The organism is Amycolatopsis sp. NPDC058986, from assembly GCF_042741125.1.
Classification (GTDB): Bacteria; Actinomycetota; Actinomycetes; order Mycobacteriales; family Pseudonocardiaceae; genus Amycolatopsis.
Map to the genome: position 1 here is coordinate 1 of NZ_JBHYJW010000061.1, position 11805 is coordinate 11805.

The following is an 11805-nucleotide window of genomic DNA, read 5'->3' on the forward strand; positions in this document are numbered from 1 at the left end:
GTTGGGGACGTTCAACGTCCCCAACGGAGCGTTCGCGACAGGGACTCGAGTGGTATTACTATACCGGTGAGTGCTAACGTGCCGGTATAACTATACCGATAGCTGATGCGAGGTACTCGTGATCGAACTGAAGACGCCCGCGGAGATCGAACGCATGCACGTGGCCGGGCGGTTCGTCGCCGAGGTGCTCACCGAGGTCGGACGGCTCGCGGACGTGGGCGTCAACCTCATGGACCTGGAGCACCACGCGCGCGGCATGATCAAGCGGCGCGGGGCGGAGTCGTGCTACTGGGATTACGAACCGTCGTTCGGCAAGGGCCCGTTCCGCAACGTCATCTGCCTGTCCGTCAACGACGCCGTCCTGCACGGCCTGCCCCACGACTACACCCTGCGTGACGGGGACGTGCTCACCGCGGATCTCGCGGTCAGCATCGACGGCTGGTCGGCCGATTCGGCGCGTACGGTCGTCGTAGGCACCGCCGCCGAGGAGGATCTGCGGATCGTCCGGGCCACCGAGGAGGCGCTGGAGGCGGCGATCGAGGTGGCGCGTCCCGGCAACCGCCTCGGCGACATCTCGGCGGCGATCTGGGCGGTGGCCCGCGACTACGGCTATCCGGTCAACACCGAGTTCGGCGGCCACGGTATCGGCCGCACCATGCACGAGGACCTCCACATTCCCAACAAGGGCAAGGCCGGCCGCGGCCTGAAGCTCCGGCCGGGGCTGACGCTGGCGCTCGAACCCTGGCTCGCCCGCACGACCGACCGGATCGTCTTCGACGACGACGGCTGGACCATCCGGTCGGCCGACGGCTCGCGCACGGCCCACTCCGAGCACACCGTCGCCATCACCGAAGACGCCCCCTTGGTGCTCACCCGGCGTGAATCGGAGATCCCCGCGCGTCCGTCCACAAAGGATGCCTAGCGAGCCGGATCACGGTGTCCGCGGATCGGCCCCGAGGAACAGCTCGATCAGCTCCTGGGGCGGGTTGTCGCCGAAGAGGTGCTCGATGAATTCGGCACCGTCGGCAGGCGTGGCATTGCGGGTGAACATCGCCTCCTCGAACTCGGCGAGGGCGGCTTCCGTGTTGCCGGGACGCGCGGCGAGGGCGTTGCCGAGTTCGGCGCCGTCGAGCATCGCGTTGTTGGCGCCTTCGCCATCCGGGGCCGCGAGGTGGGCGGCATCGCCGATGAGGGTCACTCCCGGGCGCCGGTCCCAGCGGTGCCCGATCGGCAGGCCGAAGATCGGGCGCAGGACGGGCGGGGTGTCGCTGTCGGTGATCAGCGCGGTGAGTTCCGGTGCCCAGTCGTCGAACTCGCGCGCGATCCGGGCGGTGGCCGCGGCGGCATCCTCGAAATCGATGGTGGCGAACCAGTCCTGTGGCTTGGTGAGGATCACGTACGTGTGCAGGGTTGCGTCACGTTCTCGTTGGGCATTGATCGACCTGTCCCGCGCGGTCGCGATCAGCGACCCACCACCGACCGCTTCCGCCGCGGCCGGGTGGCGCTCGTCGGCGTCGTAGAGCCAGGTCTCGACGAAGGACTCGCCGGTGTATTCGGGCACGGCGCCGGACAGCAGTGGCCGGGTGCGGGACCAAGCGCCGTCGGCGCCGACCAGCAGGCTGGTGACGAGGGTGGTGCCGTCGGCGAAGGTCACCTCGTGGCGGCTCTCGCCGAGGCCGCGGATACCGCTGACCTTGTGGCCCCATCGGACGGTGCCGGGCGGCAGCGAGTCGAGCAGCATCTGGCGCAGCTCGCCGCGCTGGACCTCGGGGCGGCCACCGCCGCCGTCGTCCGCCTTCTCGAAGAGAACGTTGCCGGTCTTGTCGAGAATCCGCGTCGCCTGGCGGCCTTCCAGAGCCAGGCCGTGGAACTCGGCCATGAGGCCGGCCGCCTCGACGGCGATCTGGCCGTTGTAGTCGTGGATGTCGAGCATGCCGCCCTGGGCTCGGGCCGCCGGGGAGGGGTCGGCCTCGTAGACGGTCGCGGGGATGCCGTGGACGTGCAGCACACGGGCGAGGGTCAGGCCGGCGAGGCCGGCGCCGATGATCGTGACGGGAATGGACATGACCGCAGCCTGACGCCGGCCGCTGGCACGGCGCGCACGCCCGGCTGGCACGGATCTGACGACCGTCGCACAGTCCTTCTCAGCCTGTCGCGGCTCCTAGCCGAGCCGATCCGGCAGTGCTTCCAAGGTCGTCTTGCGGATGTGCCGGAAGATGATGGACGTCCGGAAGCCGACGATCTCCTTGCGGATCGCCAGCCGGTCGACGAGGAAGGCGTGCAGCTGGTCGATGTCCTGCGCGGCGACCTGGATGAGGAAGTCGTCGCTGCCCGCGAGCACGAACATCGACATCACCTCGGGCAGTTCGGCGATCGAGCGCTGGAAGGCGTCGATGACGGCCCGGCTGAGCGGCCGCACCTGCGCCGCCACCATCGCCTGCACGCCGCGGTTCAGGCTCGGCAGGTCGATGTCGGCGTGGTAGCCGCGGATGACGCCGCGCTCGCGCAGCAGCCGGGTCCGCTCCAGACAGGTCGACGGCGCGATGCCGATCTTGCGGGCGATGTCACGATTGGACTGCCGCGCGTCCTCCTGCAGCAGGCGCACGATCGCCGAATCAAGTTCGTCCAGCATGGCCGGTCTCCCTCCGCTGCCGAATATCGTTCGGCGAGAACGCTCCGAGTTCGACGATCACTCTAACTTCACGGCCAGACATCGTTCATCATGCAGAGGAGAACCGCGATGGCCGTATCGGACTGGGAGCAGCTGATCACCCGGCGGGGCCGCCGCTCGGGGGTGACCACGATGGTCGCGGTGCACTCCAGCGCACGCTGCCCGGCCGTGGGCGGGTGCCGCCTCAAGGCCTACGCCTCGCTCGATGACGCCGTCGCCGACGTGCTGCGGCTGTCCAGGGCGATGACCGTGAAATGCGCCGTGGCCGGACTGCCTTTCGGCGGTGCGAAGAGCGTCATCGCACTGGACGAGGGCGCGACCCTGACCCCGGCCCAGCGCCGTGACGTCCTGCTCGACCACGCCGAACTCATCGCCTCTTTCGACGGCGGCTACCGCGCGGGTCCGGATGTCGGCACCGGACCGGAAGACATGCTGGTGCTGCGCGAAATCACGCCGTACGCGTTCTGTGTGCCCGAAACCCACGGCGGCACCGGATCCTCCAGCGGTCCGACCGCGAACGGCGTACTCGCGGCGCTGCGGGCGGGAGCGGCGGCGGTGTTCGGGATGTCCGCGATGGCGGGACGGCGCGTGATGGTGAGTGGCTACGGCTCGGTGGGTGCGCTGATCGCGCGAGGGCTCGTCGAGGCCGGAGCCGACGTCACGGTGTCCGACGTCGACGAGGCGAAACGCGCCGAGGCCGAGCGGAGTGGGCTGCGGTGGGCGGATCCGGACAAAGCGCTCACACTGAGCGCCGATGTCGTCGTCCCGGCCGCCGTCGGCGGGGTGCTGGACCCCGGCACCGCGGCGCGGATCGACGCCCCGCTCGTCGTCGGCCCCGCGAACAACCAGCTCACCGACGACACTGTCGCCGACGTGCTCGCCGCGCGGGGCGTGCTGTGGGTGCCGGACTTCGTCGCGAGCGCGGGCGGGGTCGTCTACACCCTCTCGCGGGAGGCCGAAGGGCTCGGCCACGACGCGGCGCTGGGGCGGGTCGAGGCGATCGGGGACACCGTAGCGGGTTTGCTCGCCGCCGCGCGCGTCAACGGCACGACCCCGCTGGCCGAAGCCCACGCACTGGCCGCACAACGCGGGTGAGCGTGCGGGAGCGCGGCGCGTTGTCTTGAATGGCATGGTGGAGATCCTCACCGACGCCGCCACTCTCGCGCTGTACACGACGGACGCGTCCAACTACCGCCACGTCCCGCTCGGTGTGGTGCTGCCGAGGTCGGTGGACGAGGTCGTCGCCGCCGTCGCGGCCTGCCGCGAGCGCGGGCTGCCGGTGATCGCGCGGGGCGGCGGCACCAGCGTCGCAGGCAACTCGTGCGGCCCCGGCGTCGTGATCGACACCTCGCGCTACGTGCGGGGCGTGACGGAGCTGGACCCCGCCGCCCGGCTGGCGCGGGTCGCACCGGGGACCGTGCTCGACGACCTGCAGGCCCTCGCGGCACAGCACGGCCTGCGGTTCGGCCCCGATCCGTCCACGCACAGCCGGTGCACGCTCGGCGGCATGATCGGCAACAACGCCTGTGGTTCGCATTCGGTCGCCTGGGGCCGCACCGCCGACGTCGTGCGCGAGCTGGACGTCCTGCTCTACGACGGAACCCGGCTCACGGTCGGCCCGACCGCACCGTCCGAAGTGGACGAACGAGCGGCGCGGCCCGGCACCGAGGGACGGGTCTATCGGGAACTACGGACGCTGGTGGCGGAGAACCTGGGGCTGCTGCGCACGGAACTGTCGACGTGGCCGCGCCGGGTGTCCGGCTACGGGCTCGAACATCTCTTGCCGGAGAACGGTTTCGACCTCGCGAAGGCGCTCGTCGGCAGCGAAGGCACGTGCGTCACCGTCCTCGGCGCCACGGTCGCGCTCGCGGAACTGCCGAAACATCGCGTCCTGGCGGTGCTCGGCTTCCCGTCCGACATCGCCGCGGCGGACGCGGTCCCGTCGATCCTGCCGTGGTCCCCGCTGACCGTCGAAGGCGTGGACGCCCAGCTCGTCGCGCTGCTGGAGCCGGGGCGGGCCGGCGGCCTGCCACCGGGGGAGGCCTGGCTGTTCGTCGAAATGGCCGGGGACGAGCCGGGTCTCGCGAGTGAGCGCGCGCGGTCGCTCGCGAACGAACTCGGTGGGGTGCTGACCGGATCCACCGTGCTCACCGACCCGGCGGCGCAGCGGCGGCTGTGGCGGATCCGCGAGGAGGGCGCGGGCCTCGCGACGCGGCTCGCCGACGGTGCGGAGGCGTGGCCGGGCTGGGAGGACGCGGCGGTGCCGCCGGACCGCCTCGGCTCGTACCTGCGCGGGTTCAAGGAACTCATGCGCGCGCACGGCAGGCAGAGCGTCGTCTACGGCCACTACGGCGAGGGCTGCCTGCACCTGCGGCTCGACTTCGACCTGCTGTCGAAGCCCGGCGTCGCGGGGTTCCGGAAGTTCCTCGAAGAGGCCGCCGACCTCGTCGCCGCGCACGGCGGATCGCTGTCCGGCGAACACGGCGACGGGCAAGCGCGTTCGGAACTGCTGTCGCGGATGTACAGCCGGGAAATGCTCGCGCTTTTCGCGCGGTTCAAGGCGATCTTCGATCCGGACGGCCGGATGAACCCGGGGATTCTCGTCGACCCGCGGCCCATCGACGCCGATCTCCGGGTCCGCCACGCCCCGCTGGCGATCGAGGACGTCACCGTGCTCGGCTATCCCGAGGACCGCGGCAGTTTCGGGCAGGCGATGCGGCGCTGCGTCGGCGTCGGGAAATGCCGCAACACCAGCGGTCCCGGCGTGATGTGCCCGAGCTATCGCGTCACTCGCGAGGAAAAGCACTCGACGCGGGGCCGCGCGCACCTGCTCGCCGAGATGATCAACGGCGAGCTCGTCACCGACGGCTGGCGGTCCGAAGAGGTCCGTGACGCACTCGACTTGTGCTTGTCCTGCAAGGGATGTCTGTCCGACTGCCCGGTGGACGTGGACATGGCGACCTACAAGGCCGAGTTCCTGCACCAGCACTACCGGCGGCGCGTGCGCCCGGCGTCGCACTATTCGATGGGCTGGCTGCCGGTGTGGCTGCGTGCGGCCGCGCTTGCGCCGCGGCTGGCGAACGCGGTCGCCGGACGTCCCCGGCTCGCGGCGTTGCTCAAGCGGGCAGGCGGAATCGCCCCCGAACGGGACCTGCCGGAGTTCGCGCCGACGCCGTTCACTCAGGCCCGCCGTGATCTGCGCCGTCGGGCCACCGGCCCGAAACCCCTTGTGCTGTGGCCGGATTCGTTCAACAACTACCTGACACCCGGCGTGCTCGACGCGGCCACCGAGGTCCTCACCGTGGCGGGTTACGACGTCGTGCTGCCGGACCGGGGTGTCTGTTGTGGACTGACCTGGGTGTCCACCGGACAGCTCGGCGTCGCGCGGAAGGTGCTGCGCCGGACGCTTTCCGTGCTGGCGCCGTATCTCGACGCCGGGTACGAGGTGGCCGGGCTGGAACCGAGCTGCACCGCGCTCTTCCGCGGCGACCTGGCGGCGTTGCTGCCCGGCGACCCGTACGCGCAGTTGCTCGCCTCGCGCACGAGGACACTGGCCGAGTTGCTGGCGGACTCCCCGGTGGAGTTCCCCGCGCTGGACGTCGAGGCGATCACGCAGGTCCACTGTCACCAGCACGCGGTGCTCGGGTTCGCGGCGGACGAGGCCGCGCTCGCCGCCGCCGGGGTGCGCAACACCACGCTGGACTCCGGATGTTGCGGGCTGGCGGGCAACTTCGGCTTCGAACGCGGCCACTACGACGTCTCGGTCGCGTGTGCCGAGGACCGGCTGCTGCCCGCCGTGCGCGCGGCGCCGGCGGAGACGGTGGTGCTCTCGGACGGGTTCAGCTGCCGGACGCAGATCGCGCAGGAGTCGGGCCGGGAGGCACTGCACCTGGCCGAGCTCCTGCGCCGGGCCCTGCGTCGCTAGCCGAAGGGGACTTTCTCCACCCATGCCCCCGCCACCACCCTCAACGGAGACGCTTCGCGCCCGGTCTTGATCCCGAAGACGAGCTGAAGGGGACTTTCCTCGCATGTGATGAGACGAAAGTCCCCTTCGGCCCACGGTGATCGGGCAGGATCGGGAAGATGCGGGACAGTGGTCACCTCGTCGAGATCGCCTGCGACGAGTCGGGGTCCGAGGGTGAGAAGCTCATCGGCGGGGAGACCGACGTCTTCGCCCACGCCGGGGTCCGGCTGGACGTCGAGACCGCGGCGGACTGCATCCGGGAGATCCGGCGCCGGATCCGGTCCCCGGCGCTGGAGTACAAGGCCAACCACCTGCTCCGCGAGAAACACCGGCCGGTGCTCGTGTGGTTGCTCGGCGCGTCGAGCCCGCTGTACGGGCACGCGTCGTTGTATCTGGCCGACAAGGCGTTCTTCGTCGTCGGCAGGATCGTCGACCTGCTCGTGGAGGACGAACTCTCCGCGGCGAGCGCTGGTCTGTACCGCGGTGAGGAAGCGCGTGGTCTGGCGCTCACGCTGCATCGGGACGGGCTGCGCGCGTTCGGGTACGAGCGGTGGCAGGCCTTTCTGGAGGAGTTCAACACGCTCATGCGGGCCAAGAACAGGCAGGGCGAGACATCCGTCGACGCGTTCTTCGCGCTGGTCGACGTGCTGCGTCTCGACGCGACCGGCCCGGTGCACGAGATCCTGGGCCTGCTGGCGAAAGCCCGGCCCCGGGTGGAGGCCTCGCGGGTGCGGGTGCTCGATGATCCGAAGACGTTCTCGGCGCTCAATCCGCTGATCCCGGCCGTCGTCCGGGCCGTGACCCACTGGGGCGCGGGCGGCGGACCCGTTTCCGTCGTCCACGACGAACAACTCGTGCTGACCCCGGAGCGCGTCGCCCGGATCGAGGAGATTCTCGACGATCCCGCGTTGGCCCGGTTCACCTCCGGGGCCCGGTTGGCCGCACTGCGCTTCGTCGACTCGCGGTCCGATCCGCGCGTCCAGATCGCCGACTTCCTCGCCGGGGTGGCGAGGAAGATCGCGTCGGACGAACTCGCCGGACGGGGCGACGCCGAACTCACCGCGTTGCTGCGCCCTTACACGGACCCGTTTTCGCTCTGGGACGACGAACGAAGCTGAGCGGTCAGTGGCGTTCGGCGCCCGGCTCCCGCGCGGGCAGGCCGCGGAGCAGGACGTCGAGGAACAGGTCGAAGCGCGGCGCGCTGTGGCCGAGGTCGAGTGGATTCTCCTGCGCGGCGAGCCAGCCGACGACGGACGTGATGAAGATGTACCAGCTCTGTTCGGCCAGGCCGGGCTCGGCGCCCGCGTTCGTGAACGCGGTGATGACCTCCTCTCGGACTTGGCCGAAGGAGCGGGCGTTGTGGCGGTGTGGCCGTGACAGGCGGGTGGCGTAGCCGGGTACGGCGAGGAACTGGTCGTGCATGGCCCACGCGACGCGGGTGAGCCACGGCCGCCACGACCGGCCCTGCGGGCCTTCGGGCGGGAGGACGCGCTCGATCACGACCTCGCTGATCAGATCGAACAGCTGGTCGCGGTTCTTGACCCAGCGGTAGAGCGCGCCGTGGGTGACCCCCAGCCGGGCGGCGAGATCCCGCATGGTCAGCGTGTCGAGGTTCCCCGCCGCGATGGCGGCGTCGACGATCCGCTCGCGGCTGATCTGCGCGGGGCGCCCCGGGCGCTGTCGGGTTGTCGCGGCGTCGGCCATGACGAGGACTTTACGAGACCGGCCTGGGTGAGGACGACCACACCATGGTTTATAACCATTGGTCACAAATCCTGTTAGCCTTGCCGCATGGACATCACGACAGCATTGAAGGAAGACAGCGCGATCAACGGAACCGTTGCCGACGGCTTCGAGCCGGTGCGGGACGAGTTCGCCGCGGTCGTGGCGGCCGAAGGCGGCGACCTCGCCGCGCAGCTGGTCGCGTATCGGCACGGCGAGCGGGTCGTGGACCTGTGGACCGGCCCGGAGCTGGACGGCGATTCACTGCTCGGCACGTTCTCCGCCAGCAAGGGTGCCGCGCACCTGGTCGTCGCCCTGCTCGTGCAGGACGGCGTGCTGGACCTCGACGAGCGGGTCAGCCACTACTGGCCGGAATTCGGCGTGGAGGGCAAGCGGGACATCACCCTGCGCGAGCTGCTGGCGCACCGGGCGGGCCTGGTCGGCGCCGACACGGGATTCACGCTCGAGGAACTCGCCGACGACCGGGTTGTCGCCGAGCGCCTCGGTGCGCAGCGTCCGTACTGGCGACCGGGAAGCGCTTTCGGCTACCACGCGCTGGTCATCGCGGCGCTGAGCGGCGAGGTCGTCCGCCGCGCCACCGGGCGGACCATCCAGGAGCATTTCGCCGAACGGATCCGCGATCCGTACACGGTGGACTTCCACCTCGGGTTGCCCGAGGATCAGGAATCCCGTTTCCTGAGCGCGCAGCCGATGCTGACGACCCCGGAGCGGACGGCCGCGCTGGCGGCACGGGCGACCGGCGCGCACAGCCTGTCGGGTATCGCGTTCAACCGGAACCATCCGCGGAACCCGGAACTGTGGACCCTGCCGAACCACCGGACGGTCCGGGCGCTCGGGACGACCTCGTGGGGTGGTGTGGCCTCGGCACGCGGCATGGCCAGGATGTACGCGGCGGCGATCAGCTCGCTCGACGGCAGGGCGCCGCTGCTGAAGCCGGCCACGGCCGCCGCGTTCGCGCAGGTCCAGTCCATCGGCTACGACCTGGTGACCCGCGAGCACAAGGCGTTCGGGGTCGGCTTCCACGTCACGTCCGAGTACTACCCCGTGCTGGGGCAGGGCACCTTCGGGCACAGCGGAGCGGGTGGCCAGCAGGCGTTCGCCGATCCGCGCAACGGCGTGGCGTACGGCTACACCCGCCGTCGGTTCCCGTTCCCTGCCGCTGCCGCCCCGGAAAACGACCGCCTGATCCGCGCGTTGTACGCCGCGTTCTAGAGCCAGGTGCGTACGCCGCCGTGGCCGGAGCAGGTGCCCGAGCGGTGCTGGCTGTAGCTGTAGGAGCCGTCCTTGCAGAGCGCGGTCGCCCCGGCCGGATTCGAACCGGGCCGCTGCACGCACACACCGCTGGAATTGCGGTAGTGGTCGGCGTCGCATTCCGCGGGCGCGGTCGTTTTCGGTGCCGCCGGAGTGGTTTCCACCGGCGGCGGGGAATAGGTGGTTTCGGGCGGGGCGGAATACGTCGTGGTCGGCGTTGCGCTGGTGGTGGGCGGGGAATACGTCGGCGGCGTATAGGTGGGCGAAGTGCTCGGGGTGAACGCGGCCGGACTTCCGGGATTGGTGGCGGGTACGGTGCCCACGCCGCATCCCGCGATGAACAGGCAGGCGGCCACTATGACGGCGAACTTCTTCACGGTTCCTCCCCAGCCTTCTCGAGACCCGATGTCGAGTTGTCGGGGAAAACGCGCTCGCCGTTACTCGGGACAATTCCCGAAAATACCGGAAGTATGGTGGGTGAATGACGAGTTTTCCGCCGGGCTAGGCGGTCGCCCACCAGGTGCGGGCGAGCGCGTCGAGGGTGGGTTCCGGTGGCGCGGGCATAACGCGGAGATACCACGGCAGATTGCTGTACACGTGCAGCAAGGTGTACGCGAGACAGCGGCGGGCGAAGTCGTCACCGAGCTGGTCCGGACCATAGCCGTAGGCGAGCAGAAGGCGGCGCAGGAAGTCCGCGTCGCCGCTGGAGACGAACAGGCCGGTGGCCACGAAGTCGTACTCGGCCGCGCCCCGCATCGCGGGTTCGAAGTCGAAGAGGCCGGTGAGCCGCCAGCCGTCGTCGCCCGGTACGACCATCAGGTGATCCCGCATGAACTCGGTGTGCAGCGGAACGGGTTTCGGTGTGCCGAGGTCGACCGCGGCGAGAAAACCGGGGATCTGGGCCACCCAGTCCTCGTGGAGTCCGGTGGCGCGATGATGCTCGACGGCGGCAGCGCGGCGTCCGGCGATGAACTCCGTCCAGTCCTTCGGTTCGAGGATCGCGAGTGCCGGGTCGTCGACCGCGTGCAGCGCCGCGAGCGTTTCGCCCAGTCCGGGTGCCAGCCGCCGTTTGTCCTCTGTGGACAGTTCGGGCCAGGCCTCCGCGAGCGTGCGCCCGGGAAGACGTTCCATCAGCACGTATCCCCAGCCTTCGTGCTCCCCCGAGGCTTCGACGCCGGGAGTGGGAATCGGCAGCCTGCCGTGCAGCGTTTCGAGCATGGCCAGCTCGGTGCCGAGCTCGTCGGCGTAGACCGGCGGGTAGAGCTTGAGCACGAGCTTCTCGCCGGCCGCGTACACCGGCAGCGAGCCCTCGGTGAACGGGACCACCGGTGTGCCGTCGAGCCCGATCGACTTCGTCAGCGTCGTGACGGCGGGGAGCAGGGCTTCGCGGGTGAGCGCGTCGAACTCGGCCTCGGTCGAGGCGGGCGGGAACGGCGTCATGAGCGCGACAGTAGGACACCGCCGTGAGCGGCGCGAAAGATTATTCGGTGCGTTCGAGCAGGGTCTTCGTGGCGTCGACGACCAGGCGGCAGATGTGGTCGGGGTCGGCGCTGGCGAGCGGTTCCCTGGTGGCGATCCCGCGGACGAGCCCGATGCCCAGCACCCAGGCCATGACGAGGTCGGCGCGCAGTTCGGCGTCCGGGGCGTCGGTGAGCGTCGCGAGCGTTTTGGCGTACTCGTCGCTGATCTGACGCCGGATCGCGGTGCTCGCGCTGTCGGAGGCCGCAGAACGCAGGTAGGTCGCCATCGCCCGGTGCGCCTGGCCGGTGCCGCTCGGGTCGAGGATGCTCCGCAGCGCGGCACCCAGCAGTTTCTCCGGAGAGGTCTCCGCGAGCTGCTGCTGGCCGTTGCGGGCCACCACCGCCTCGAACAGCTGCTCCTTCGTGCCGAAGTAGCGGAACAGCAGCGCCTGGTTGGCACCGGCCCGCTCGGCGATGTCCCGCACGGTCGTCCGGTCGAAGCCGCGTTCGGCGAAGAGTTCGCTCGCCGCGTCCAGCAGGGCGGCCTTGGTCGCCGCCGCGTCCCGCTTGCGGGTCTCTCGTGTCATCGCGCCTCCGTTCGCGAAGAGGCTAACCCGGCGTCGCGTTCCTGACCGCCACCCGTCCGGACGACGACGCCCGCACAAGCGGCGAGCTGCCGATTCGAAACCAGGACTCGGTTGGCGGTCCGTCAACCG

The 11805-nt window shown here is 70.3% G+C and carries 11 protein-coding genes; 5 read left to right on the forward strand and 6 right to left on the reverse strand.

Annotation, left to right across the window (positions count from 1 at the left end):
• Positions 1 to 118 precede the first annotated feature (118 nt).
• The gene (map, locus tag ACFW0G_RS36855; protein WP_378330128.1) at positions 119 to 922 is read left to right on the forward strand and encodes a type I methionyl aminopeptidase; all 804 of its coding nucleotides are present in this window, start codon (positions 119 to 121) and stop codon (positions 920 to 922) included.
• A 9-nt stretch (positions 923 to 931) separates the two neighbouring features.
• Here map and ACFW0G_RS36860 read toward each other — a convergent pair whose 3' ends face one another.
• Together ACFW0G_RS36860 and ACFW0G_RS36865 are read right to left on the reverse strand one after the other, a co-directional pair.
• Positions 932 to 2065 (reverse strand): FAD-dependent oxidoreductase, encoded by a 1134-nt coding sequence (locus ACFW0G_RS36860; RefSeq protein ID WP_378330129.1) that lies wholly within the window; start codon positions 2063 to 2065, stop codon positions 932 to 934.
• A 96-nt stretch (positions 2066 to 2161) separates the two neighbouring features.
• Positions 2162 to 2629, reverse strand: coding sequence for an Lrp/AsnC family transcriptional regulator (locus ACFW0G_RS36865; RefSeq protein ID WP_378330178.1), 468 nt, complete (start codon positions 2627 to 2629; stop codon positions 2162 to 2164).
• Positions 2630 to 2740: 111 nt separating this feature from the next.
• Here ACFW0G_RS36865 and ACFW0G_RS36870 point away from each other — a divergent pair, with 111 nt between their 5' ends.
• From ACFW0G_RS36870 to ACFW0G_RS36880, 3 genes are all read left to right on the forward strand, one after another.
• Positions 2741 to 3766 carry a Glu/Leu/Phe/Val dehydrogenase dimerization domain-containing protein gene (locus ACFW0G_RS36870; RefSeq protein WP_378330130.1) on the forward strand — a complete coding sequence of 342 codons (1026 nt, stop codon included), beginning with the start codon at positions 2741 to 2743 and terminating at the stop codon, positions 3764 to 3766.
• A 37-nt stretch (positions 3767 to 3803) separates the two neighbouring features.
• Positions 3804 to 6596: an FAD-binding and (Fe-S)-binding domain-containing protein gene (locus tag ACFW0G_RS36875; protein ID WP_378330179.1), complete on the forward strand. Its 2793-nt coding sequence runs from the start codon at positions 3804 to 3806 to the stop codon at positions 6594 to 6596.
• Between the two features lie 158 nt (positions 6597 to 6754).
• Complete coding sequence (locus tag ACFW0G_RS36880; protein ID WP_378330131.1) at positions 6755 to 7753, forward strand: DUF3800 domain-containing protein; 999 nt, start codon at positions 6755 to 6757, stop codon at positions 7751 to 7753.
• Between the two features lie 4 nt (positions 7754 to 7757).
• Here ACFW0G_RS36880 and ACFW0G_RS36885 read toward each other — a convergent pair whose 3' ends face one another.
• Positions 7758 to 8339 (reverse strand): TetR/AcrR family transcriptional regulator, encoded by a 582-nt coding sequence (locus ACFW0G_RS36885; RefSeq protein WP_378330132.1) that lies wholly within the window; start codon positions 8337 to 8339, stop codon positions 7758 to 7760.
• A gap of 87 nt (positions 8340 to 8426) precedes the next feature.
• On the opposite strand from ACFW0G_RS36885, the gene ACFW0G_RS36890 reads away from it, so the two are divergent.
• The gene (locus tag ACFW0G_RS36890) at positions 8427 to 9590 is read left to right on the forward strand and encodes a serine hydrolase domain-containing protein (RefSeq protein ID WP_378330133.1); all 1164 of its coding nucleotides are present in this window, start codon (positions 8427 to 8429) and stop codon (positions 9588 to 9590) included.
• Here the strand turns inward: ACFW0G_RS36890 and ACFW0G_RS36895 are convergent.
• The 3 genes from ACFW0G_RS36895 to ACFW0G_RS36905 form a co-directional block, all read right to left on the reverse strand.
• Positions 9587 to 10006, reverse strand: a complete 420-nt coding sequence (locus tag ACFW0G_RS36895) for a DUF3761 domain-containing protein (protein WP_378330134.1) — start codon at positions 10004 to 10006, stop codon at positions 9587 to 9589. The two genes, ACFW0G_RS36890 and ACFW0G_RS36895, sit on opposite strands and share 4 nt — an antisense overlap.
• Before the next feature lie 124 nt (positions 10007 to 10130).
• Positions 10131 to 11069: a phosphotransferase family protein gene (locus ACFW0G_RS36900; protein ID WP_378330135.1), complete on the reverse strand. Its 939-nt coding sequence runs from the start codon at positions 11067 to 11069 to the stop codon at positions 10131 to 10133.
• 40 nt (positions 11070 to 11109) lie between these two features.
• Complete coding sequence (locus ACFW0G_RS36905) at positions 11110 to 11676, reverse strand: TetR family transcriptional regulator (protein WP_378330136.1); 567 nt, start codon at positions 11674 to 11676, stop codon at positions 11110 to 11112.
• Positions 11677 to 11805: the final 129 nt, after the last annotated feature.